The following is a 25,499-nucleotide window of genomic DNA, read 5'->3' as shown; positions in this document are numbered from 1 at the left end:
GCGGGCCGCAATGAAAAACGGCGCCGCTCCTTTTGGGAGCCGGCGCCGCGTCGCGGATGGAGGGAATTGCTTAGCGAACAGTTTGTCCGGCGAAATCCTCAGCGTCGACGTCATAGCCCGACGGCTCCCAGCGCACCGCGAACAGTGCGACGAGCCCGGCGAGCGGCGCGACCGCGATGATCCAGAACACCTTCGTCCCGAGCGCGGCGGACAGCACAGGGAACAGGAACAGCGAAACGGTCGAGCTTGCGCGCATGAGCGTCTGGTTGAAGCCGACGCCCACGCCGCGCAGCGATGTCGGATAGCTCAGCGACGCGAACGTCATGCTGTGCGAGCCCGGCCCGATGCCCTGGCCCAGCAGGAACGCGGCGAGCAGCGCGATCGCAATGACGACCTGCGCGCCCGTCGCCGGCTTGCCGACGACCGCGAGCCCGACGAGCGCCGCCAATTGAAACGCGTAGCCGACGACGGTGAGGTTCCACGCGCCGAACTTCGGCACGGTCCGCACCGCGAACAGCCCGCCGGCGAACGCAAAGCACAGGTTCAGCGCGAGCGACGCGAGAATCGTGGTGAGCATCGACTGCGCGAGGAAGCTGGAGATGATGACCGGCAGCCCGAACGCGACGGCGTTATACGCGAACGAAGACGCAATCGCGATGACCGTCGCCAGCACGGTGCGGCGCAGATACACCCCGCGCAGCAACGCGCCATAGTTCGCGAACGACGCGCGGCGCGCTTTCGGTGCTTTCGATGCTGCCAGTGCGCTCGCGTCTACGCGGGCATCGATGCCATATGAGCGTTTCAGGATCGCGGCGGCGCCGGCGAGATCGCCCTGATTGGCCGCCCACACGGGCGATTCGCTCATGTAGCGGCTGCGGATCGCGATGATCGCGATCGCCGGGACCGCCCCGAAGCCGAGAATCAGCCGCCACAGCCAGCCCGCGTTGTGCTCGGGCAGCACGGCGTACAGGCCGAGCACGAGCAGATAGGAAACGCTGATCGCGGCGTACCACGTCGGGCACCACATCGCGACGCGCGCGGCCTTGTTGCCACGACCTTGCAACCGCGAGAACTCGGCGAGAAACGCCATCGCGACCGGTAGATCGATGCCGACGCCCAGCCCCATCACGAAGCGCGCTCCGCCGAGCACCCACGCGTTCGGCGCGAGCGCGCAGGCAATCGCCGCGACGACGAAGAAGAACATGTCGGCCATGAAGACGCGATAGCGGCCGACCTTGTCGGTCAGATAGCCGCCAAGAAATGCGCCGATGATCGCGCCGAAGGTGATCGCGGATGCGACGAAACCGGTTCCGGTCGGCGTCAACGAAAACTCGCGGGCGATGTCCTTCATGCCGAACGCGAGCGCGCCGAGGTCGTAGGCATCGAGGAAAATTCCGCCGAGCGCGATGGCGACGACAATGCGCGCGTCGCTCCCGACGGCCGCGCCGCGATTGACCAGACTGGAAACATCCGCGGCGCTGCGGATAACGGGGCGCGCGTCGGGGGCGGCTTGAGGTGAAGCGCGATCGGGCGCGGTGGAGACTGACATGACTGGACCAAAAAGGTAGAAAGTTGTCGATTCAACGAATCGCGCGATCGTACTGGCCGGACTCCGTGCGACCAAATTCTTTTTTGTTATTTAATGACTTACGAGGACGCGCGGGCTCTGCGCGAGTCGCGCCGACCGTGCGATGCGACAATGGCGCTCTCGTTTCTTAGCGGCTTTGAGGATGGCGTCTGTCAAAAACAACGAATCGGTCGAGCAGGTGGTCGAAGTTGCGATCGTCGGCGGCGGGCCGGCCGGCCTGATGGCCGCCGAAGCGCTCGCGGCAGGCGGCGCGCGCGTTGACGTCTTCGATGCGATGCCGTCCGTCGGTCGGAAGTTTCTGATGGCCGGCAAGGGCGGCATGAATCTCACCCACTCCGAGCCCGCCGATGCGTTTCTCGGCCGGTATGGCGCGCGCCGCGCGAACATCGCCCCGCTGCTCGCGCGGTTCGACGCCGCCGCGCTGCGGGAGTGGGTGCACAACCTGGGCGTCGAGACGTTCGTCGGCAGTTCGGGCCGCGTCTTCCCTACCGACATGAAAGCTGCGCCGATGCTGCGCGCGTGGCTGCATCGGCTGCGCGCGTCGGGGGTGACGCTGCACATGAGGCATCGATGGCTCGGCTGGGCCGGCGAAGGCGTCTCGGTTTCGCGTTTCGCCACGCCGCAGGGCGAGAAGCGCGTTCGTCACGACGCGCTCGTGCTCGCGCCGGGCGGGGCAAGCTGGCCGCAACTGGGCTCGGATGGCGGTGCGGTCGCCCATCTGGCGGCGCGTGGCGTCGACGTGCGGCCGTTTCTGCCGTCGAACTGCGGTTTCGATGTCGGCTGGACGCGGCACTTCAGCAGCCGGTTCGCGGGCGAGCCGCTCAAGTCGGTGGCGATCGGCGTGCCGCGCGCGGATGGCGAGGTGGACTGGCGCATCGGCGAATGCCTGATTACGGAGCAGGGCATCGAGGGGAGTCTGATCTACGCGCTTTCCGCACCGATTCGGGATCGTCTGATCGCAAGCGGCGATGCGGGGACGACGCTTCTCCTCGATCTCACGCCGCAGCTTTCCGCCGAGCGTGTCCGCGATGAAGTGCTGCATCCGCGCGGGGCGCGTTCGCTGTCGAGTCATCTGCAGAGCCGCCTGCATCTGGCGGGTGTCAAGGCGGGATTGCTGCGCGAATGTCTCGCGAAAGAGGAGTACGCCGATCTCGAGACGCTCGCGGCACGCATCAAGGCGCTGCCCTTGCGCGTGCTGCGCCCCCGTCCGATTGCCGAAGTCATCAGTAGCGCGGGCGGCGTCGCGTTCGAATCGCTCGATGAGCGGTCGATGATCGCCGCGCTGCCCGGCGTGTTCTGCGCGGGCGAGATGCTCGACTGGGAAGCGCCGACGGGCGGTTATCTGCTGACGGCGTGTTTTGCGAGCGGACTTGTCGCGGGGGAAGGGGCGCTCGCGTGGCTTCGGGAGCGGGCTCGCGATCTATAGTCAAACGCCCGGCGACCGCGCGCAGCGACCGCCGGACACCCCACTTCAAATCATCGCGCGACGAGCCGCCAAAGCGACGTCACTTCCGCCGATCGCGCCGCATAAAGCGGGTCGGCCTTGTCCGCCGCGCGCGGATGATGCGGCTTCACGTCGATCCGGCCGTTGACCTTGAGACCCGCTGCATCGATCCATTCCTGCAGCTGCGCACGCGTGCGCAGCCCGAGATGTTCCGCAAAGTCGGAGAGGATCAACCAGCCTTCGCCGCCCGGCGTCAGATGCGCGGCGAGCCCGTCGAGGAAGCCGCGCAGCATGCGGCTGTCGGGATCGTAGATCGCGTGCTCGATGGCGGCGCTCGGTCGCGCCGGCAGCCACGGCGGATTGCAGACGACCAGCGGCGCGCGTCCTTCGGGAAAGAGATTCGCCTCGACGACATCGACCTGCTTGCCCAGGCCCAGTTGCGCGATGTTCTCGCGCGCACACGCGAGCGCGCGCGGATCGATGTCCGTTGCAACAACGCGCTCGACGCCGCGGCGCGCCAGCACCGCCCCCAGTACGCCGGTTCCGGCGCCGATATCGAAGGCAAGCGAATGAGACGGCAGCGGCTGATTGGCGACCAGATCGACATACTCGCCGCGCACGGGCGAAAACACGCCGTAATACGGATGAATCCGGCCGCCGGTCGCCTTGATCTCGACGCCCTTCTTGCGCCACTCGTGCGCGCCGATCAAACCGAGCACTTCGCGCAACGAAACGACCGAGGCTTCGTCGGCCGGTCCATAGGCCTCTTCGCAAGCCTGACGCACGTCCGGCGCGCGGCGCAGCGGAATGGCGTACTGTTCGTCGAGCGGAAGGATCAGCATTGCGAGGGTGCGCGCACGCTGCGATTGCGCGAGACGATGCAAATTGAAGGCATCGACGGGCGAAGCGGGTTTTTCCGCCGCCGCTTTCTTCGCCTTGCGCGGCTTGTTGTCGATACGGCGGGCCATCGCCTGCAGCAACTGGCGCGCGTTCTGGAAGTCTCCACGCCAAAGAATCGCGGTGCCCTCGCAGGCGAGGCGGTACGCGTGGTCGGCGGTCATCTGATCGTGTCCGATCACGACGCGCTTCGGCGGCTGATTGCCGCTTTCGGATCGCCAGCGGGCAGAGCGGGCTTCGCCGTCTTCTTCCCAGTGAAGCTGCGGCGGAACATCGGTTATGCTGCTTTTCGATTGCATAGTGTCTTTGCGTCAAAGGATCTGGCTGCATTGTGAGGCCATTTCGGGCGCGCGGGCCGACGGACCACACATTCGACGCCGTACATGTGACGATCAGGCACAATTCTGCCTTTCTTCGAACCCATCGCCGAATGAAACTCCAAGTTCTCGCCGCGACTTGCGCGGCTGCGCTTGTGCTCCCGTTCGCTTGCGCATCGAGCGCGATCGCCGCCGATACGGCCGAGGCGCCCGTCAACGACCACTGGGTCAGCGCGTGGGCGACCGCGTTGCAGGCGATCCCGCAACTCGCCAAGCTGCCGCCGCTTTATCGCGCGCCGGAGGTCGGCGGCCGGACCGTGCGTCAGGTGATCTATCCGCAACTCGCCGGCCGGGAAATGCGGTTGCGCATCAGCAATTTGTATGGCAGTGAGCCGCTTGTCGTCCAATCGATGACGGCAGCGCGCGCAGTCAGCGGCAACGGTGCGGCGATACAGCCGGCGACGAGCCGGCCGGTGCTGTTCGCCGGCAACAAAAGCGTGACGGTCCCGCCCGGCGGACAGGTCGCGAGCGATCCCGTCGCTTTCGATGTCGTGGCGAATCAGCCGCTCGCCATCAGTATGTACATGGGCAAGGATCAGAAGCTCGTGGCGTGGCATCGGATCGCCAGTCAGGTGAATTATGTGTTGACGCCGGGCGACCGGACGGAGGACGCGGCCGCGACAGCCTTCCGCACGCGGTTCACCCAGTATGCGTGGCTCACGAACGTGTCGGTGCAAAGTCCGTCGGCGCGTGCCGTCGTTGCCATCGGCGACTCGATCACGGACGGCATGCGTTCGACGCTGAACGCGAATCGTCGCTGGCCCGACGCCTTTGCGCGGCAAATCGCGCAGAAAGGCGACGGGCAGGTGGCGGTCGTCAATGCGGGAATCAGCGGAAACCGGCTGCTCAGCAATTCCCCGTGCTATGGCGAGGCGATGGTGAGCCGCTTCGACCGGGACGCACTGCGCCAGCCAGGCGTGCGCGCGATCATCGTGCTGATCGGTATCAATGACATCAACTTTGCCGCAATGCCCCCGCGGGAGGGGCTCGATTGCGACGCGCCCCATACGCAGGTCAACGCAGAAGCGCTCTTGCGCGGGTATCAACGGTTGATCGCTCAGGCGCATCAGCGTGGCATCAAGATTTATGGCGCGACGCTGACGCCCGCTTCGCTGCCGGCCGAGCGCGAGGCTATCCGCACGGCAGTGAACGCGTCGCTGCGCTCGAGCCGGTCTTTTGACGGCGTCATCGATTTCGACGAGGCGTTGCGTGACCCCGCGCGTCCGAGCGAGCTGCAGCGGCGGTATGACAGTGGCGATCACATTCATCCGAGCGACGCTGGGTATGCGGCGATGGCGGCAGCGGTGCCGGTGGAAATCGTGGCGGGCGCGTCAAGATAGGAGTCGTTCGGGCACTTGTTCGGCGACGGGAAATAAATCTGCGTCATCCCCTTGTAATCGCAGTCTGGTTGGCCTATTATTCCGCTCCTCGTCGCAAGACGAGGAGACGCCAGAGAAACAGGCGTCCTCGAAGTTGACAGATTTTGGAAGCGAAAGCAAAAAAAGCTGTTGACAGAGAGAAAAAGATTCTTCATAATCTCGTTCTCTGCTGCTGACGCAGCGACGCAAGACGAAGCAGGAAGGTCTCGCGAATGTTCTTTAAAAACTAACAGCCGATAAGTGTGGGCGCTTGATGGTGAGTGCGGTTCTGGTGCTTAGGTGCTGGAGCGACAAGCAAAAGTAATCAAGAGTCTCACACGAAGTATTAAGAGGAAGGTTTGTCTGTCTTCGGACGGATTAATCATCGTCAGTACGTTGAGTGAGCGACCGGTTTCTAACGGAACCGAAAAACAGTAACAGGTTTGAACTGAAGAGTTTGATCCTGGCTCAGATTGAACGCTGGCGGCATGCCTTACACATGCAAGTCGGACGGCAGCGCGGGCTTCGGCCTGGCGGCGAGTGGCGAACGGGTGAGTAATACATCGGAACGTGTCCTGTAGTGGGGGATAGCCCGGCGAAAGCCGGATTAATACCGCATACGATCTACGGAGGAAAGCGGGGGATCTTCGGACCTCGCGCTGCAGGGGCGGCCGATGGCAGATTAGCTAGTTGGTGGGGTAAAGGCCTACCAAGGCGACGATCTGTAGCTGGTCTGAGAGGACGACCAGCCACACTGGGACTGAGACACGGCCCAGACTCCTACGGGAGGCAGCAGTGGGGAATTTTGGACAATGGGGGCAACCCTGATCCAGCAATGCCGCGTGTGTGAAGAAGGCCTTCGGGTTGTAAAGCACTTTTGTCCGGAAAGAAAACTTCGTCCCTAATATGGATGGAGGATGACGGTACCGGAAGAATAAGCACCGGCTAACTACGTGCCAGCAGCCGCGGTAATACGTAGGGTGCGAGCGTTAATCGGAATTACTGGGCGTAAAGCGTGCGCAGGCGGTCTGTTAAGACCGATGTGAAATCCCCGGGCTTAACCTGGGAACTGCATTGGTGACTGGCAGGCTTTGAGTGTGGCAGAGGGAGGTAGAATTCCACGTGTAGCAGTGAAATGCGTAGAGATGTGGAGGAATACCGATGGCGAAGGCAGCCTCCTGGGCCAACACTGACGCTCATGCACGAAAGCGTGGGGAGCAAACAGGATTAGATACCCTGGTAGTCCACGCCCTAAACGATGTCAACTAGTTGTTGGGGATTCATTTCCTTAGTAACGTAGCTAACGCGTGAAGTTGACCGCCTGGGGAGTACGGTCGCAAGATTAAAACTCAAAGGAATTGACGGGGACCCGCACAAGCGGTGGATGATGTGGATTAATTCGATGCAACGCGAAAAACCTTACCTACCCTTGACATGGTCGGAACCCTGCTGAAAGGTGGGGGTGCTCGAAAGAGAACCGGCGCACAGGTGCTGCATGGCTGTCGTCAGCTCGTGTCGTGAGATGTTGGGTTAAGTCCCGCAACGAGCGCAACCCTTGTCCTTAGTTGCTACGCAAGAGCACTCTAAGGAGACTGCCGGTGACAAACCGGAGGAAGGTGGGGATGACGTCAAGTCCTCATGGCCCTTATGGGTAGGGCTTCACACGTCATACAATGGTCGGAACAGAGGGTTGCCAAGCCGCGAGGTGGAGCCAATCCCAGAAAACCGATCGTAGTCCGGATCGCAGTCTGCAACTCGACTGCGTGAAGCTGGAATCGCTAGTAATCGCGGATCAGCATGCCGCGGTGAATACGTTCCCGGGTCTTGTACACACCGCCCGTCACACCATGGGAGTGGGTTTCACCAGAAGTAGGTAGCCTAACCGCAAGGAGGGCGCTTACCACGGTGGGATTCATGACTGGGGTGAAGTCGTAACAAGGTAGCCGTATCGGAAGGTGCGGCTGGATCACCTCCTTTCTCGAGCTTCGCGCTTAAAGTTAAGCGCTCACGCTTATCGGCTGTCAGAAAGACAGGCTAAGGGTCTGTAGCTCAGTCGGTTAGAGCACCGTCTTGATAAGGCGGGGGTCGTTGGTTCGAATCCAACCAGACCCACCATCCGAATCAGGCGTGGCTGGGCAACACCTTAGTCAGGCCTCATCGGGGGATTAGCTCAGCTGGGAGAGCACCTGCTTTGCAAGCAGGGGGTCGTCGGTTCGATCCCGTCATCCTCCACCAATCCTCAATGCCTAGCGCTTCGGGTAAGCGTTAAGCATTGGCGATTGCTAGCCAGTTGATGTCGCAAGTATTGAAACACGCTTGTCGGCTAAACGTTCTTTAACAATCTGGAAGAAGTAGTAAAGAGAATCTGGGAAAGCGCTTAGAGATGGGCGCGAGTAGCAGGTTCAGGGTAGTGATTGTATCGAGTATGAAAAGTGATCTTAATGATGACTTGGAATACGGCACAACGCGAAAACTCAGCCTATGGCGGATGTGGCTCGATGAGAGACGCACTCGTTATAGGGTCAAGCGAACAAGTGCATGTGGTGGATGCCTTGGCGATCACAGGCGATGAAGGACGCGGTAGCCTGCGAAAAGCTTCGGGGAGCTGGCAAACGAGCATTGATCCGAAGATGTCCGAATGGGGAAACCCGGCCCGTATGGGTCACCCATGACTGAATACATAGGTCATGTGGAGCGAACGCGGTGAACTGAAACATCTAAGTAACCGCAGGAAAAGAAATCAACCGAGATTCCCAAAGTAGTGGCGAGCGAAATGGGAAGAGCCTGTACTCTTTATCTGCATTGTTAGCTGAACGCTCTGGAAAGTGCGGCCATAGCAGGTGATAGCCCTGTAAGCGAAAGCAGCGTGGAAGAACTAGGGGTACGACAAGTAGGGCGGGACACGTGAAATCCTGTCTGAAGATGGGGGGACCATCCTCCAAGGCTAAATACTCGTGATCGACCGATAGTGAACCAGTACCGTGAGGGAAAGGCGAAAAGAACCCCGGGAGGGGAGTGAAATAGATCCTGAAACCGCATGCATACAAACAGTCGGAGCCTCGCAAGGGGTGACGGCGTACCTTTTGTATAATGGGTCAGCGACTTACGTTCAGTAGCGAGCTTAACTGATTAAGGCAGGCGTAGCGAAAGCGAGTCCGAATAGGGCGATCAGTTGCTGGGCGTAGACCCGAAACCAAGTGATCTATCCATGGCCAGGTTGAAGGTGCGGTAACACGTACTGGAGGACCGAACCCACTAACGTTGAAAAGTTAGGGGATGAGCTGTGGATAGGGGTGAAAGGCTAAACAAACTTGGAAATAGCTGGTTCTCTCCGAAAACTATTTAGGTAGTGCCTCGTGTATCACCTTCGGGGGTAGAGCACTGTCATGGTTGTGGGGTCCATTGCGGATTACTACGCCATAGCAAACTCCGAATACCGAAGAGTGCAATCACGGGAGACAGACATCGGGTGCTAACGTCCGGTGTCAAGAGGGAAACAACCCAGACCGCCAGCTAAGGTCCCCAAGATTGGCTAAGTGGGAAACGAAGTGGGAAGGCTAAAACAGTCAGGAGGTTGGCTTAGAAGCAGCCACCCTTTAAAGAAAGCGTAATAGCTCACTGATCGAGTCGTCCTGCGCGGAAGATGTAACGGGGCTCAAGCCAGTCACCGAAGCTGCGGATGCGTACGCAAGTACGTGTGGTAGGAGAGCGTTCCGTAAGCCTGCGAAGGTGTGTCGAAAGGCATGCTGGAGGTATCGGAAGTGCGAATGCTGACATGAGTAGCGATAAAGGGGGTGAAAAGCCCCCTCGCCGTAAGCCCAAGGTTTCCTACGCAACGTTCATCGGCGTAGGGTGAGTCGGCCCCTAAGGCGAGGCAGAAATGCGTAGCTGATGGGAAGCAGGTCAATATTCCTGCACCATTGTTAGATGCGATGGGGGGACGGATCGCGGAAGGTTGTCCGGGTGTTGGACGTCCCGGTCGCTGCATTGGAGAAGGTGCTCAGGCAAATCCGGGCACAGGATTCAAGGGTGTGGCGCGAGCTTCTTCGGAAGCGAAGCAATTGGAAGTGGTTCCAAGAAAAGCCTCTAAGCTTCAGTCTAACGATGACCGTACCGCAAACCGACACAGGTGGGCGAGATGAGTATTCTAAGGCGCTTGAGAGAACTCGGGAGAAGGAACTCGGCAAATTGGTACCGTAACTTCGGGATAAGGTACGCCTCTGTAGCTTGACTGGCCTGCGCCAGAAGGGTGAAGAGGTTGCAATAAACTGGTGGCTGCGACTGTTTAATAAAAACACAGCACTCTGCAAACACGAAAGTGGACGTATAGGGTGTGACGCCTGCCCGGTGCCGGAAGATTAAATGATGGGGTGCAAGCTCTTGATTGAAGTCCCGGTAAACGGCGGCCGTAACTATAACGGTCCTAAGGTAGCGAAATTCCTTGTCGGGTAAGTTCCGACCTGCACGAATGGCGTAACGATGGCCACACTGTCTCCTCCCGAGACTCAGCGAAGTTGAAGTGTTTGTGATGATGCAATCTCCCCGCGGCTAGACGGAAAGACCCCATGAACCTTTACTGTAGCTTTGCATTGGACTTTGAACCGATCTGTGTAGGATAGGTGGGAGGCTATGAAACCGGAACGCCAGTTTCGGTGGAGCCGTCCTTGAAATACCACCCTGGTTTGTTTGAGGTTCTAACCTTGGTCCGTGATCCGGATCGGGGACAGTGCATGGTAGGCAGTTTGACTGGGGCGGTCTCCTCCCAAAGCGTAACGGAGGAGTACGAAGGTACGCTAGGTACGGTCGGAAATCGTGCTGATAGTGCAATGGCATAAGCGTGCTTAACTGCGAGACCGACAAGTCGAGCAGGTGCGAAAGCAGGTCATAGTGATCCGGTGGTTCTGTATGGAAGGGCCATCGCTCAACGGATAAAAGGTACTCTGGGGATAACAGGCTGATACCGCCCAAGAGTTCATATCGACGGCGGTGTTTGGCACCTCGATGTCGGCTCATCTCATCCTGGGGCTGTAGCCGGTCCCAAGGGTATGGCTGTTCGCCATTTAAAGAGGTACGTGAGCTGGGTTTAAAACGTCGTGAGACAGTTTGGTCCCTATCTGCCGTGGGCGTTGGATATTTGAAGGGGGCTGCTCCTAGTACGAGAGGACCGGAGTGGACGAACCTCTGGTGTACCGGTTGTCACGCCAGTGGCATCGCCGGGTAGCTATGTTCGGAAGAGATAACCGCTGAAAGCATCTAAGCGGGAAACTCGCCTTAAGATGAGATATCCCCGGGGCTTCGAGCCCCTTGAAGGGTCGTTCCAGACCAGGACGTTGATAGGTCAGGTGTGTAAGTGCAGTAATGCATTGAGCTAACTGATACTAATTGCCCGTAAGGCTTGATCCTATAACCAGTGTGTTTCGCAGTGAGTTAGCGCTTTAGCGCTTACTCAATGCAACCCCCGAAGGGGGCACGCCGGTTGAGTGACGCGACTGTGCCCAACAGTCACTACCGAATCTACTTCTTCCCAGATTGGTTGTGCCGTCCCCAACGCGCACAACAACAAGTCATGCCTGATGACCATAGCGAGTCGGTCCCACCCCTTCCCATCCCGAACAGGACCGTGAAACGACTCCACGCCGATGATAGTGCGGATCCCCGTGTGAAAGTAGGTAATCGTCAGGCTCCTCATGCCTTAAACAAAAACCCCACCCCTTAAAGGTGGGGTTTTTGCGTTTCGTCTTACTATAAGTGAGAGCCTCGTGTTCAGGGTCGCAAATATTGCTTGACAAGAGCGTGTTGCTACCCCATAATCGATAGTTCTCTGCGGAGGGGTGCCCGAGTGGCTAAAGGGGGCAGACTGTAAATCTGTTGGCTTACGCCTACGTTGGTTCGAATCCAACCTCCTCCACCAGAATTCAAGCGGTAAGGAAATCCAACCCTCGCGGGTGTAGCTCAATGGTAGAGCAGAAGCCTTCCAAGCTTACGACGAGGGTTCGATTCCCTTCACCCGCTCCAGTGTCGGTTAGTTAGTGCCCATGTGGCTCAGTGGTAGAGCACTCCCTTGGTAAGGGAGAGGTCGGCAGTTCGATCCTGCCCATGGGCACCAGTCGTATCAGTCTAGTAAGTAGTAAGTTGCGCGCGGCGCAAGGTGCGAAAATCCTGTTAGGAGTCGAAAATGGCCAAAGGTAAATTCGAGCGGACCAAGCCGCACGTGAACGTGGGCACGATCGGTCACGTTGACCACGGCAAGACCACGCTGACGGCAGCGATCACGACGGTGCTGACCAAGAAGTTCGGCGGCGAAGCGAAGGCATACGACCAGATCGATGCAGCGCCGGAAGAAAAGGCGCGTGGTATCACGATTAACACCGCGCACGTCGAGTACGAAACGGCTAACCGCCACTACGCACACGTCGATTGCCCGGGCCACGCCGACTACGTGAAGAACATGATCACGGGCGCAGCGCAGATGGACGGCGCGATCCTGGTGTGCTCGGCCGCTGACGGCCCGATGCCGCAAACGCGTGAGCACATCCTGCTGGCGCGTCAGGTCGGCGTGCCGTACATCATCGTGTTCCTGAACAAGTGCGACATGGTCGACGACGCCGAGCTGCTCGAGCTGGTCGAAATGGAAGTGCGCGAGCTGCTGTCGAAGTACGACTTCCCGGGCGACGACACCCCGATCGTCAAGGGTTCGGCGAAGCTGGCGCTGGAAGGCGACACGGGCGAGCTGGGCGAAGTGGCGATCATGAGCCTGGCCGACGCGCTGGACACCTACATCCCGACGCCGGAGCGCGCAGTTGACGGCTCGTTCCTGATGCCGGTGGAAGACGTGTTCTCGATCTCGGGTCGCGGCACGGTGGTGACGGGTCGCGTCGAGCGCGGCGTGGTGAAGGTCGGCGAGGAAATCGAAATCGTCGGTATCAAGCCGACGGTGAAGACCACCTGCACGGGCGTGGAAATGTTCCGCAAGCTGCTCGACCAGGGTCAGGCAGGCGACAACGTCGGTATTCTGCTGCGCGGCACGAAGCGTGAAGACGTCGAGCGTGGCCAGGTGCTGGCCAAGCCGGGTTCGATCACCCCGCACACGCACTTCACCGCTGAAGTTTACGTGCTGAGCAAGGACGAAGGCGGCCGTCACACGCCGTTCTTCAACAACTACCGTCCGCAGTTCTACTTCCGTACGACGGACGTGACGGGCTCGATCGAGCTGCCGAAGGACAAGGAAATGGTGATGCCGGGCGACAACGTGTCGATCACGGTCAAGCTGATCGCCCCGATCGCCATGGAAGAAGGTCTGCGCTTCGCTATCCGTGAAGGCGGCCGTACCGTCGGCGCAGGTGTCGTTGCGAAGATTATCGAGTAAGAGCCAGAGATCTTTTCGGTAGTCTGTAGTTTTCGGGGTCGGCGAAACCGTCGGCCCCAAATGGTTTAGGGGTATAGCTCAACTGGCAGAGCGTCGGTCTCCAAAACCGAAGGTTGGGGGTTCGATTCCCTCTGCCCCTGCCAAATTCTCGCGCCACGTGGCGCTGTTTAAGGTGTTATGGCGAATCCTTCCGTCGAAACTGTTAATACTTCCAGCGACAAGCTGATGTTGGCGGCTGGTGTATTGTTGGTCTTGGCCGGGTTCGTGGGTTTCTTTCTGCTCGACCGCCAAGAGTGGTATGTTCGCGGTGCGGCGCTTGCCGTCGGCCTCATCGCTGGCGTGGCCGTCGGTCTGGTCTCTGCGCCTGGTAAGGGCTTCATCGCGTTCGCGAAGGACTCTTACAAGGAAGTTCGCAAGGTCGTCTGGCCGACTCGGAGAGAGGCGACGCAGACCACTCTCGTGGTGTTTGCATTTGTCCTCGTCATGGCCATTCTGCTTTGGCTTAGCGATAAGTCGATCGAATGGGTGATTTTCTCGGCGATTCTGGGTTGGAAATGATATGAGCGATACTCCGACATCCCCGAGTGGAAAGCGTTGGTATGTGGTGCACGCCTACTCCGGCATGGAGAAGAGCGTGCAACGTGCGCTTCAGGAGCGCATCGAGCGCGCCGGGATGCAAGACCAGTTCGGTCAGATTCTCGTCCCGACCGAAGAAGTAGTCGAAGTAAAGGGTGGCCACAAGTCGGTCACTGAGCGTCGTTTCTTCCCGGGATACGTCCTGGTCGAAATGGAAATGACGGACGAAACGTGGCACTTGGTCAAGAACACGGCCAAGGTCACTGGTTTCATCGGCGGCACACGCAATCGGCCAAGCCCGATTTCCCCGCGTGAAGTCGAAAAGATCATGTCGCAGATGCAGGAAGGTGTCGAGAAGCCACGGCCGAAGACTCTTTTCGAGGTGGGCGAGATGGTTCGGGTGAAGGAAGGTCCTTTCACCGACTTCAACGGCAACGTCGAGGAAGTGAACTACGAGAAGTCCAAAGTTCGTGTTTCCGTCACGATCTTCGGACGATCGACTCCGGTCGAACTGGAATTCGGTCAGGTCGAAAAGACTTAATCCGAACACATCGCGCGTAGCCTCGTGGCTATCGCGCGATTCGCGCTTACGGTCCGCGTAATGGCCGTTGAGGAGCGTCAGTAGCCGTCATGGTCGAACGCGCGCTATCACTCACCGAACGCTTTCGCGTTCAGCAGAGGTTTTCAACATGGCAAAGAAAATCATCGGCTTTATCAAGCTGCAGATTCCTGCAGGTAAAGCCAACCCGTCGCCGCCGGTCGGTCCGGCACTGGGCCAGCGCGGCCTGAACATCATGGAGTTCTGCAAGGCGTTCAACGCGCAGACTCAAGGCATGGAGCCGGGTCTGCCGGTGCCGGTCGTCATTACGGCATTCGCGGACAAGAGCTTCACCTTCATCATGAAGACGCCGCCGGCTACCGTTTTGATCAAGAAGGCAGCCGCTGTGCAGAAGGGTTCGGCCAAGCCGCACACCGACAAGGTCGGCAACATCACCCGCGCTCAAGCGGAAGAAATCGCGAAGACCAAGATGCCGGACCTTACGGCAGCTGATCTGGACGCCGCCGTGCGCACCATCGCTGGCAGCGCGCGTTCGATGGGTATCACTGTGGAGGGCGTGTAAATGGCTAAGCTTTCTAAGCGCCTTCAGGCATTCGCAAACAAGGTTGATCGCCAGAAGCTGTACGCGATCGACGATGCACTGGCTCTCGTCAAGGAATGCGCAAGCGCAAAGTTCGACGAGTCGATCGACGTAGCAGTGCAACTCGGCATCGATGCGAAGAAGTCGGACCAAGTGGTTCGCGGCTCCGTCGTTCTGCCGGCCGGCACCGGTAAGTCGGTTCGCGTCGCAGTGTTCGCGCAGGGCGAGAAGGCGGAGCAAGCGCGTGCCGCTGGCGCGGAAGTCGTCGGTATGGAAGACCTGGCTGAGCAAGTGAAGGCCGGTAACCTGGACTTCGACGTCGTGATCGCTTCGCCGGACACGATGCGTGTTGTCGGTACGTTGGGCCAGATCCTCGGTCCGCGTGGCCTGATGCCGAACCCCAAGGTCGGCACCGTTACGCCGGACGTCGCGCAAGCAGTCCGCAACGCGAAGGCTGGTCAGGTGCAGTTCCGCGTCGACAAGGCCGGTATCATCCACGGCACGATTGGTCGCGCATCGTTCGAACCTGCTTCGTTGCGTCAGAACCTGGCTGCGCTGATCGACGCGCTGCAAAAGGCCAAGCCGGCGACGAGCAAGGGCGTGTACCTGCGTAAGGTGGCACTGTCGAGCACGATGGGTGTCGGCGTTCGCGTGGATCAGTCCTCGCTGGCGCAATAGTAAGGAATTCCGGCGCGGTCGCGAGACCGCGTCAAACAGGGCTTTGGGCGGTTGTGCAGCGGCGTCATCGCTTCGCAGCCGGTTGTCAAAGACCGTTGGTGGCGGTGCAGAAGTCAGGCAGCGCCTTAATTCAAGCCAACGCAGATGGCGAACCCGAAACAGTTTTGCAGTGGTTGAAGTCGTTTGTCGTGCGTCGCTAGACGGACACCAATCGATCGAAATACTCCTAACAGTCGGACGCCGTTGTCGAACGTGGTGCATGAGGGTTGGACGCCCAAGTGCATCGAATCTGGAGGTTTAACCGTGCCACTGAACAAAGAAGATAAGCAGGCAGTCGTCGCTGAAGTCGCCGCGCAAGTCGCGAAGGCTCAGACGATGGTGCTCGCTGAGTATCGTGGGATCACGGTTGGCGATCTGACCAAGCTGCGCGCGAAAGCGCGTGAGCAACAGGTGTATCTGCGCGTGTTGAAGAACACGCTGGCGCGTCGCGCTGTCGAAGGTACCCCGTTCGCTCCGCTGGCTGAGCAGATGACCGGTCCTCTGATCTACGGCATCTCGGAAGATGCCATTGCCGCTGCCAAGGTCGTCAATGACTTCGGCAAGAGCAATGACAAGTTGATCATCAAGGCTGGTTCCTACGAAGGCAAGGTGATGGACAAGGCAGGCGTGCAAGCGCTGGCCAGCATCCCGAGCCGCGAAGAGCTGCTCTCCAAGCTGTTGTTCGTTATGCAAGCGCCTGTTTCCGGCTTTGCGCGCGCTCTGGCCGCGCTGGCGGAGAAGCAAGGCGAAGCCGCATAACGGAGCCGCTTGGGCGCCCGTCGCTCAGTTAGGTATTAGCTAGATCGCTAGCTCGATCCGAATTCAATTTAGGAGTATTTCAAATGGCAATCGCAAAAGAAGACATCCTGGAAGCCGTTGGCGCGATGTCGGTTCTGGAACTGAACGAGCTGGTCAAGGCGTTCGAAGAGAAGTTTGGCGTGTCGGCAGCTGCTGTTGCTGTCGCTGGCCCGGCTGGTGGCGGCGCTGCTGCTGCTGCCGAAGAGCAAACCGAGTTCACCGTGAACCTGCTCGAAGCAGGCGCGAACAAGGTTTCCGTGATTAAGGCTGTTCGCGAACTGACGGGTCTCGGCCTGAAGGAAGCGAAGGACCTGGTCGACGGCGCACCGAAGCCCATCAAGGAAGCGGTGCCGAAGGCTGCTGCTGAAGAAGCGAAGAAGAAGCTGGAAGACGCAGGCGCGAAGGCTGAAATCAAGTAAGTTTCATTGCGCTGTGCGAAGGCTGGCGGTTTTTCACCGCCGGCCTTTTTGTGCTTTGTGGGGACTCAGTTTTTATGCTTGCGAGCAAGCAAAACGTCCCTGCAGAAGCCAAAGATAACGGTCGGATCGGCAGGATATTCCGGCATTTCTCTTTGTCTTCTGAAGCGACTGCAGAAGGCAAGTTTGGTCGGGTAGCGGGAAACACAGGCATCCGCTGCCGTCAGCCAGCGGTTGGTAGCGGCCAACCACCAAGCTTCTAGACTCGCGCGTCCTCCCCGGACACGTGCGCGGGTCTCAGTCGGTGAACACCGGGCCGTGTCGTCGAGGTATCCCGCCTCGGTAACGCCCGCCGTGATTCGGAGATCGTATGCAATATTCCTTCACCGAGAAGAAGCGTATTCGCAAGAGTTTCGCGAAGCGCCCCATCGTTCACCAAGTTCCCTTTTTGCTGGCGACCCAGCTTGAATCATTCCAGACGTTTCTGCAAGCAGATACGTCTTCCTCGCAGCGCAAAGCGGAAGGCTTGCAGGCCGCATTTACGTCTGTTTTCCCGATCGTTTCGCACAATGGCTTCGCGCGTCTCGAGTTCGTCAGCTACATGCTGTCGCCGCCCGCATTCAACATCAAGGAATGCCAGCAGCGCGGCCTGACGTACTGCTCCGCCCTGCGCGCGAAGGTCCGCCTCGTTCTGCTCGACAAAGAGTCGCCGAGCAAGCCCGTCGTCAAGGAAGTGAAAGAGCAGGAAGTGTACATGGGCGAAATTCCGCTCATGACGCCGACCGGCTCGTTCGTCATCAACGGTACCGAGCGCGTGATCGTGTCGCAGCTCCACCGTTCGCCTGGCGTGTTCTTCGAGCATGACAAGGGCAAGACCCACAGCTCGGGCAAGCTGCTGTTTTCGGCGCGCATCATCCCTTACCGTGGTTCGTGGCTCGACTTCGAATTCGACCCGAAGGACGTGCTGTATTTCCGCGTCGATCGTCGCCGCAAGATGCCGGTCACGATCCTGCTGAAGGCCATCGGGCTTTCGCCGGAACAGATCCTCGCGAACTTCTTCGTGTTCGACAACTTCGCGCTGATGAACGAAGGCGCGCAGATGGAATTCGTGCCTGAGCGTCTGCGCGGCGAAGTCGCCCGCTTCGACATTCAGGACCGCGAAGGCAACGTCATTGTCACGAAGGACAAGCGGATCAACGCGAAGCACATTCGCGACCTCGAGAACGCCAAGACGAAGTTCATCTCGGTGCCCGAGGAGTATTTGCTCGGCCGCGTGCTGGCGAAGAACGTGATCGACCCCGAGACCGGCGAAGTCATCGCGAACGCGAACGAGGAAATCACGGAATCCGTCCTCGAAAAGCTCCGCGAAGCCAAGGTCAAGGACATCCAGACGCTCTACACGAACGATCTGGATCAAGGCCCGTACATCTCGTCGACACTGCGCATCGACGAGACCGCCGACAAGATGGCCGCGCGCATCGCGATCTATCGCATGATGCGTCCGGGCGAACCGCCGACCGAAGAAGCAGTCGAGGCGCTGTTCAACCGTCTGTTCTACAGCGAAGACGCGTACGACCTGTCGAAGGTCGGCCGCATGAAGTTCAATCGCCGCGTGGGCCGCGATGAAATCATCGGACCGATGACGCTGCAGGACGACGACATCCTCGCGACGATCAAGATCCTGGTCGAGCTGCGCAACGGCAAGGGCGAAGTGGACGACATCGACCACTTGGGCAATCGCCGCGTGCGTTGCGTCGGCGAACTGGCCGAAAACCAGTTCCGCGCAGGTCTCGTGCGTGTGGAGCGTGCAGTCAAGGAACGCTTGGGCCAGGCCGAAAGCGAAAACCTGATGCCTCACGATCTGATCAACTCGAAGCCCATTTCGTCGGCAATTCGCGAGTTCTTCGGTTCGTCGCAGCTCTCGCAGTTCATGGACCAGACCAACCCGCTGTCGGAAATCACGCACAAGCGCCGTGTCTCCGCACTGGGCCCGGGCGGTCTGACGCGCGAGCGCGCGGGCTTCGAAGTCCGCGACGTGCATCCGACGCATTATGGCCGCGTGTGCCCGATCGAAACGCCGGAAGGTCCGAACATCGGTCTGATCAATTCCCTGGCGCTGTACGCGCACCTGAACGAATACGGCTTCCTCGAAACGCCGTATCGCAAGGTAGTGGACAGCAAGGTCACGGACCAGATCGACTATCTGTCGGCAATCGAAGAAGGCCGTTACGTGATCGCTCAGGCGAACGCGGCGGTGGCCGAAGACGGCACGTTGACCGACGAACTCGTGTCGTCGCGTGAAGCGGGCGAAACGCTGATGGTCACGCCGGATCGCATCCAGTACATGGACGTGGCGCCGTCGCAGATCGTGTCGGTGGCAGCATCGCTGATTCCGTTCCTCGAGCACGACGACGCGAACCGCGCGTTGATGGGCTCGAACATGCAGCGTCAGGCGGTGCCGTGTCTGCGTCCGGAGAAGCCGGTCGTCGGTACGGGCATCGAGCGTACGGTGGCGGTCGACTCGGGTACGACGGTTCAGGCAATGCGCGGCGGCGTCGTCGATTATGTCGACGCGGGCCGTATCGTCATTCGGGTGAACGACGACGAAGCCGTGGCCGGCGATGTCGGCGTGGACATCTACAACCTGATCAAGTACACGCGTTCGAACCAGAACACGAACATCAACCAGCGTCCGATCGTGAAGATGGGCGACAAGGTTGCGCGCGGCGACGTGCTGGCCGATGGCGCCTCGACGGACCTGGGCGAGCTCGCGCTCGGCCAGAACATGCTGGTCGCGTTCATGCCGTGGAACGGCTACAACTTCGAAGACTCGATCCTGATCTCGGAAAAAGTCGTGGCCGACGACCGTTACACGTCGATCCACATCGAAGAACTGAATGTGGTTGCTCGCGACACGAAGCTCGGACCGGAAGAAATCACGCGCGACATCTCGAACCTCGCAGAAGTGCAGCTTGGCCGTCTCGACGAGTCGGGCATCGTGTACATCGGCGCGGAAGTGGAAGCGGGCGACGTGCTGGTCGGCAAGGTCACGCCGAAGGGCGAGACGCAGCTGACGCCGGAAGAAAAGCTGCTGCGCGCGATCTTCGGCGAGAAGGCATCCGACGTGAAGGACACGTCGCTGCGCGTGCCGTCGGGCATGAGCGGCACGGTCATCGACGTCCAGGTGTTCACGCGCGAAGGCATCACGCGTGACAAGCGTGCGCAACAGATCATCGACGACGAACTGAAGCGCTATCGCCTCGACTTGAACGATCAGCTGCGTATCGTGGAAGGCGACGCGTTCCAGCGTCTCGCACGCATGCTGAACGGCAAGGTCGCGAACGGCGGTCCGAAGAAGCTCGCGAAGGGTACCAAGATCGACCTCGCGTACCTCGAAGATCTCGACCACTACCACTGGTTCGACATCCGCCTCGCGGACGAAGAAGCAGCGGCGCAGCTGGAGGCGATCAAGGACTCGATCGAGCAGAAGCGTCACCAGTTCGACCTCGCGTTCGAAGAGAAGCGCAAGAAGCTCACGCAAGGCGACGAACTGCCGCCGGGCGTGCTGAAGATGGTCAAGGTGTATCTCGCCGTGAAGCGTCGCCTGCAGCCTGGCGACAAGATGGCGGGCCGCCACGGTAACAAGGGTGTCGTGTCGAAGATCGTTCCGATCGAAGACATGCCGTACATGGCCGATGGCCGTCCGGCCGACGTCGTGCTGAATCCGCTCGGCGTTCCGTCGCGGATGAACGTGGGTCAGATTCTCGAAGTGCATCTGGGCTGGGCCGCGAAGGGTCTCGGCTGGCGCATCGGCGAGATGATGCAGCGTCAGGCGAAGATCGAAGAACTGCGCGTGTTCCTCACGCAGATCTACAACGAGTCGGGTCGCAAGGAAGAGCTGGAAAGCTTCTCCGACGACGAGATCCTCGAACTCGCGAAGAACCTGCGCGAAGGCGTGCCGTTCGCAACGCCGGTGTTCGACGGCGCCACGGAAGGCGAAATGGAGCGCGCGCTGGATCTGGCGTTCCCCGACGACATCGCTCAGAACCTGGGCATGAATGCGTCGAAGAACCAGGTCCAGTTGCACGACGGCCGCACGGGCGAGCCGTTCGAGCGCAAGGTCACGGTCGGCTACATGCACTACCTGAAGCTGCACCACCTGGTCGACGACAAGATGCACGCGCGTTCGACCGGCCCGTACTCGCTCGTCACGCAGCAGCCGCTGGGTGGTAAGGCGCAGTTCGGTGGTCAGCGCTTCGGTGAGATGGAAGTGTGGGCGCTCGAGGCGTACGGCGCGTCGTATGTGCTGCAGGAAATGCTGACGGTCAAGTCGGACGACGTGACAGGCCGGACGAAGGTTTATGAGAACCTGGTCAAGGGCGATCACGTGATCGACGCGGGCATGCCGGAATCCTTCAACGTGTTGGTGAAGGAAATCCGCTCGCTCGGTATCGATATCGATCTCGACCGCAACTAATCGGACTACGGAGAGAAAGCAATGAAAGCTCTGCTCGATCTATTCAAGCAAGTCCAACAAGAAGAAGTTTTTGATGCGATCAAGATCGGCCTCGCGTCGCCCGACAAGATCCGTTCGTGGTCGTTCGGCGAAGTGAAGAAGCCGGAGACCATCAACTACCGCACGTTCAAGCCGGAGCGGGATGGTCTGTTTTGCGCGAAGATTTTCGGGCCGATCAAGGACTACGAGTGCCTGTGCGGCAAGTACAAGCGCCTGAAGCACCGTGGCGTGATCTGTGAAAAGTGCGGCGTCGAAGTGACGCTGGCGAAGGTGCGCCGTGAGCGGATGGGCCACATCGAGCTGGCCTCGCCGGTCGCACACATCTGGTTCCTGAAGTCGCTGCCGTCGCGTCTAGGCATGGTGCTCGACATGACGCTGCGCGACATCGAGCGCGTGCTGTACTTCGAAGCCTACGTGGTCATCGATCCGGGCATGACGCCGCTGAAAGCGCGGCAGATCATGACCGAAGAGGATTACTACAACAAGGTCGAAGAGTACGGCGACGAATTCCGTGCCGAGATGGGCGCGGAAGGCGTGCGCGAGCTGCTGCGCGCGATCAACATCGACGAACAGGTCGAAACGCTCCGCACCGAACTCAAGAACACCGGTTCGGAAGCGAAGATCAAGAAGTACGCGAAGCGCCTGAAGGTGCTCGAGGCGTTCCAGCGTTCGGGCATCAAGCCTGACTGGATGGTGCTCGAAGTGCTGCCGGTGCTGCCGCCGGAACTGCGTCCGCTCGTGCCGCTGGACGGCGGCCGTTTCGCGACCTCGGACCTCAACGACCTGTATCGCCGCGTGATCAACCGTAACAACCGGTTGAAGCGTCTGCTCGAACTGAAGGCGCCTGAGATCATCGTCCGCAACGAAAAGCGGATGCTGCAGGAAGCCGTCGATTCGCTGCTCGACAACGGTCGTCGCGGCAAGGCCATGACCGGCGCGAACAAGCGTCCGCTGAAGTCGCTCGCCGACATGATCAAGGGCAAGGGCGGTCGTTTCCGTCAGAACCTGCTCGGTAAGCGTGTCGACTACTCGGGCCGTTCGGTCATCGTCGTGGGCCCGACGCTCAAGCTGCATCAGTGCGGCCTGCCGAAGCTGATGGCGCTCGAACTGTTCAAGCCTTTCATCTTCAACAAGCTGGAAGTGATGGGCGTCGCGACGACCATCAAGGCCGCGAAGAAGGAAGTCGAGAACCAGACGCCGGTGGTGTGGGACATCCTCGAAGAGGTGATCCGCGAGCATCCGGTCATGCTGAACCGCGCGCCGACGCTGCACCGTCTTGGCATTCAGGCTTTCGAGCCCGTGCTGATCGAAGGTAAGGCAATTCAGCTGCACCCGCTCGTTTGCGCGGCGTTCAACGCCGACTTCGACGGTGACCAGATGGCCGTGCACGTGCCGCTGTCGCTCGAAGCGCAGATGGAAGCGCGCACGCTCATGCTGGCGTCGAACAACGTCCTGTTCCCGGCCAACGGCGATCCGTCGATCGTGCCGTCGCAGGACATCGTGCTGGGCCTGTACTACGCGTCGCGTGAAGCAGTGAACGGCAAGGGCGAAGGCCTGACGTTCACGGGCGTGTCGGAAGTCATCCGCGCGTACGAGAACAAGGAAGTCGAGCTGGCTTCGCGCGTCAACGTCCGCATTACCGAAATGGTGGCGAACGAAGACCAGAGCGAAGGCGCGCCGAAGTTCGTGCCGAAGGTCACGCTGTACGCGACCACGGTCGGCCGTTCGATCCTGTCGGAAATTCTGCCGCCGGGGCTGCCGTTCTCGGTGCTGAACAAGCCGCTCAAGAAGAAGGAAATCTCGCGCCTGATCAACACGGCGTTCCGCAAGTGCGGTCTGCGCGAGACGGTGATTTTCGCCGACCAGCTGATGCAGATGGGTTTCCGCCTCGCAACGCGCGCCGGCATCTCGATTTGCGTGGACGACATGCTCGTGCCGCCGCAGAAAGAGACGATCGTCGGCGACGCCGCGAAGAAGGTGAAGGAGTACGACCGTCAGTACATGTCGGGTCTCGTCACCGCGCAGGAACGCTACAACAACGTGGTCGACATCTGGTCGGCGACGTCGGAAAGCGTCGGCAAGGCGATGATGGAGCAGCTCGCAACCGAGCCCGTGGTGGATCGCGAAGGCAAGGAAACGAAGCAGGAGTCGTTCAACTCCATCTACATGATGGCCGACTCTGGCGCGCGTGGCTCCGCCGTGCAGATTCGTCAGCTCGCCGGTATGCGTGGCCTGATGGCGAAGCCGGACGGCTCGATCATCGAAACGCCGATTACCGCGAACTTCCGCGAAGGCCTGAACGTGCTGCAGTACTTCATCTCGACGCACGGCGCACGTAAAGGTCTGGCGGATACGGCGCTGAAGACGGCGAACTCGGGTTACCTGACGCGTCGTCTCGTCGACGTGACGCAGGATCTCGTCGTGGTCGAAGACGATTGCGGTACGTCGAACGGCGTCGCGATGAAGGCGCTGGTCGAAGGCGGTGAAGTTGTCGAAGCGCTGCGTGACCGTATCCTCGGTCGCGTCGCGGTGGCGGACGTCGTCAATCCGGAAACGCAAGAGACGATGTACGCGTCGGGCGAACTGCTCGACGAAGACGCGGTGGAAGAGATCGAACGCCTCGGCATCGACGAAGTCCGCGTGCGCACGCCGCTGACCTGCGAAACGCGTTATGGCCTTTGCGCCGCGTGCTACGGCCGCGACCTGGGTCGTGGCTCGCGCGTGAACGTCGGCGAAGCGGTCGGTGTGATCGCGGCGCAGTCGATCGGCGAACCGGGCACGCAGCTCACGATGCGTACGTTCCACATCGGTGGTGCGGCATCGCGTGCGGCAGTGGCATCGACGGTCGAAGCGAAGTCGAACGGTACGGTGCGTTTCACGGCCACGATGCGCTACGTCACCAACGCGAAGGGCGAGCAGGTCGTCATCTCGCGTTCGGGCGAAGCGATCATCGCGGACGACTTCGGTCGCGAGCGTGAGCGTCACAAGGTGCCGTACGGTGCGACGCTGCTGCAGCTCGACGGCGCGCAGATCAAGGCCGGCGCGCAACTCGCGCAGTGGGACCCGCTGACGCGTCCGATCATCACCGAGTGGGGCGGTACGGTGAAGTTCGAGAACGTCGAAGAAGGCGTGACGGTTGCCAAGCAGATCGACGACGTGACCGGTCTTTCGACCCTCGTCGTGATCGATGCGAAGCGCCGCGGTTCGCAGGCCGGCAAGAGCGTGCGTCCGCAGGTCAAGCTGCTAGACGCGAACGGCGAGGAAGTGAAGATCCCGAACACCGAGCATTCGGTGCAGATCGGCTTCCAGGTCGGCGCACTGATCACCGTGAAGGATGGTCAGCAAGTGCAGGTCGGTGAAGTGCTCGCACGTATTCCGGTTGAAGCGCAGAAGACGCGCGACATTACCGGTGGTCTGCCGCGTGTGGCCGAACTGTTCGAAGCGCGCTCGCCGAAGGACGCCGGCATTCTGGCGGAAGTCACGGGCACGACGTCGTTCGGTAAGGACACGAAGGGCAAGCAGCGTCTCGTCATTACGGACCTCGAAGGCAATCAGCACGAGTTCCTGATCGCGAAGGAAAAGCAGGTGCTGGTGCACGATGGTCAGGTCGTCAACAAGGGCGAAATGATCGTCGACGGTCCTGCCGATCCGCACGACATCCTGCGTCTGCAGGGTATCGAGGCGCTGTCGCGCTACATCGTGGACGAAGTGCAGGACGTGTACCGTCTGCAAGGCGTGAAGATCAACGACAAGCACATCGAAGTGATCGTGCGTCAGATGCTGCGCCGTGTGCAGATCACCGACAACGGCGATACGCGCTTCATTCCGGGCGAACAAGTCGAGCGATCGGACATGCTCGACGAGAACGACCGCATGATCGCGGAAGACAAGCGTCCGGCGACCTACGAGAACGTGCTGCTGGGTATCACGAAGGCGTCGCTGTCGACGGATTCGTTCATCTCGGCGGCGTCGTTCCAGGAAACGACTCGCGTGCTGACCGAAGCCGCGATCATGGGCAAGCGCGACGATCTGCGCGGGCTGAAGGAAAACGTGATCGTCGGCCGTCTGATTCCGGCCGGTACGGGTCTCGCGTTCCACAAGGCGCGCAAGACGAAGGAGTCGGCGGATCGCGAACGCTTCGACCAGATCGCTGCCGAAGAGGCATTCGATTTCGGTACGCCGGAAGCACCGGCAACGGAGCAGCAGCCGCATACCAACGAGTAAGCGAGCCGCGTTTCTCGCAGCACCATCGAACCGCCCGGTACGCCGGGCGGTTTTTTTTGACCTCACGTTTCTCAGCGCATCTC

The 25,499-nt window shown here is 60.2% G+C and carries 13 protein-coding genes, 6 tRNA genes and 3 rRNA genes; 20 read left to right on the top strand and 2 right to left on the bottom strand.

The features are described from left to right. Positions 1 to 70: 70 nt before the first annotated feature. Positions 71 to 1,549, bottom strand: a complete 1,479-nt coding sequence (locus P9255_RS18055) for an MFS transporter (RefSeq protein ID WP_309763876.1) — start codon at positions 1,547 to 1,549, stop codon at positions 71 to 73. 181 nt (positions 1,550 to 1,730) lie between these two features. On the opposite strand from P9255_RS18055, the gene P9255_RS18050 reads away from it, so the two are divergent. Beyond that, complete coding sequence (locus tag P9255_RS18050) at positions 1,731 to 3,014, top strand: TIGR03862 family flavoprotein (protein ID WP_309763877.1); 1,284 nt, start codon at positions 1,731 to 1,733, stop codon at positions 3,012 to 3,014. A 50-nt stretch (positions 3,015 to 3,064) separates the two neighbouring features. Here the strand turns inward: P9255_RS18050 and P9255_RS18045 are convergent, their stop codons facing one another. After that, positions 3,065 to 4,210 (bottom strand): class I SAM-dependent methyltransferase, encoded by a 1,146-nt coding sequence (locus P9255_RS18045; protein WP_309790772.1) that lies wholly within the window; start codon positions 4,208 to 4,210, stop codon positions 3,065 to 3,067. Positions 4,211 to 4,359: 149 nt separating this feature from the next. Between P9255_RS18045 and P9255_RS18040 the strand changes: the two genes are divergently transcribed. The 19 genes from P9255_RS18040 to rpoC all read left to right on the top strand — a co-directional run bounded on the left by P9255_RS18040 (position 4,360) and on the right by rpoC (position 25,416). Further along, complete coding sequence (locus P9255_RS18040; protein WP_309790192.1) at positions 4,360 to 5,646, top strand: SGNH/GDSL hydrolase family protein; 1,287 nt, start codon at positions 4,360 to 4,362, stop codon at positions 5,644 to 5,646. Positions 5,647 to 6,109: 463 nt separating this feature from the next. Continuing rightward, positions 6,110 to 7,641 (top strand): 16S ribosomal RNA (locus P9255_RS18035). A 61-nt stretch (positions 7,642 to 7,702) separates the two neighbouring features. Next, a tRNA-Ile gene (locus tag P9255_RS18030) sits at positions 7,703 to 7,779 on the top strand. Between the two features lie 44 nt (positions 7,780 to 7,823). Further along, positions 7,824 to 7,899, top strand: a tRNA-Ala gene (locus tag P9255_RS18025). Between the two features lie 285 nt (positions 7,900 to 8,184). Beyond that, a 23S ribosomal RNA gene (locus P9255_RS18020) occupies positions 8,185 to 11,067 on the top strand. 166 nt (positions 11,068 to 11,233) lie between these two features. Further along, positions 11,234 to 11,346 (top strand): 5S ribosomal RNA (gene rrf, locus P9255_RS18015). The 16S, 23S and 5S rRNA genes sit together here with 5 tRNA genes alongside, the layout of an rRNA operon. Positions 11,347 to 11,489: 143 nt before the next feature. Further along, positions 11,490 to 11,575, top strand: a tRNA-Tyr gene (locus P9255_RS18010). 30 nt (positions 11,576 to 11,605) lie between these two features. Beyond that, positions 11,606 to 11,679, top strand: a tRNA-Gly gene (locus P9255_RS18005). 16 nt (positions 11,680 to 11,695) lie between these two features. Beyond that, positions 11,696 to 11,770 (top strand) — tRNA-Thr (locus tag P9255_RS18000). A 69-nt stretch (positions 11,771 to 11,839) separates the two neighbouring features. After that, entirely contained in the window at positions 11,840 to 13,030 is a 1,191-nt protein-coding gene (tuf, locus tag P9255_RS17995; RefSeq protein ID WP_309763880.1) for an elongation factor Tu, read from the top strand. Positions 13,031 to 13,097: 67 nt separating this feature from the next. Beyond that, positions 13,098 to 13,173 (top strand) — tRNA-Trp (locus P9255_RS17990). 34 nt (positions 13,174 to 13,207) lie between these two features. Next, positions 13,208 to 13,588 (top strand): preprotein translocase subunit SecE, encoded by a 381-nt coding sequence (gene secE, locus P9255_RS17985; protein WP_309790191.1) that lies wholly within the window; start codon positions 13,208 to 13,210, stop codon positions 13,586 to 13,588. A gap of 1 nt (position 13,589) precedes the next feature. Further along, entirely contained in the window at positions 13,590 to 14,147 is a 558-nt protein-coding gene (gene nusG / locus P9255_RS17980; protein WP_035970531.1) for a transcription termination/antitermination protein NusG, read from the top strand. 148 nt (positions 14,148 to 14,295) lie between these two features. Continuing rightward, positions 14,296 to 14,727 carry a 50S ribosomal protein L11 gene (gene rplK, locus P9255_RS17975; RefSeq protein ID WP_061163555.1) on the top strand — a complete coding sequence of 144 codons (432 nt, stop codon included), beginning with the start codon at positions 14,296 to 14,298 and terminating at the stop codon, positions 14,725 to 14,727. Then, complete coding sequence (gene rplA / locus P9255_RS17970; RefSeq protein ID WP_309763882.1) at positions 14,728 to 15,423, top strand: 50S ribosomal protein L1; 696 nt, start codon at positions 14,728 to 14,730, stop codon at positions 15,421 to 15,423. It begins immediately after the preceding gene. Positions 15,424 to 15,726: 303 nt separating this feature from the next. After that, positions 15,727 to 16,221, top strand: coding sequence for a 50S ribosomal protein L10 (gene rplJ / locus P9255_RS17965; RefSeq protein WP_040050478.1), 495 nt, complete (start codon positions 15,727 to 15,729; stop codon positions 16,219 to 16,221). An 83-nt stretch (positions 16,222 to 16,304) separates the two neighbouring features. Then, positions 16,305 to 16,679 (top strand): 50S ribosomal protein L7/L12, encoded by a 375-nt coding sequence (gene rplL, locus P9255_RS17960; protein WP_035970538.1) that lies wholly within the window; start codon positions 16,305 to 16,307, stop codon positions 16,677 to 16,679. Between the two features lie 367 nt (positions 16,680 to 17,046). Further along, entirely contained in the window at positions 17,047 to 21,153 is a 4,107-nt protein-coding gene (gene rpoB, locus P9255_RS17955; RefSeq protein WP_309763883.1) for a DNA-directed RNA polymerase subunit beta, read from the top strand. Between the two features lie 21 nt (positions 21,154 to 21,174). After that, entirely contained in the window at positions 21,175 to 25,416 is a 4,242-nt protein-coding gene (rpoC, locus tag P9255_RS17950) for a DNA-directed RNA polymerase subunit beta' (protein ID WP_309763884.1), read from the top strand. Positions 25,417 to 25,499: the final 83 nt, after the last annotated feature.

The organism is Caballeronia sp. LZ019, assembly GCF_031450825.1.
Lineage (GTDB): Bacteria > Pseudomonadota > Gammaproteobacteria > Burkholderiales > Burkholderiaceae > Caballeronia.
Note: the sequence above shows the minus strand (reverse complement) of the source record. Positions and strands in the feature narration are given on the sequence as shown.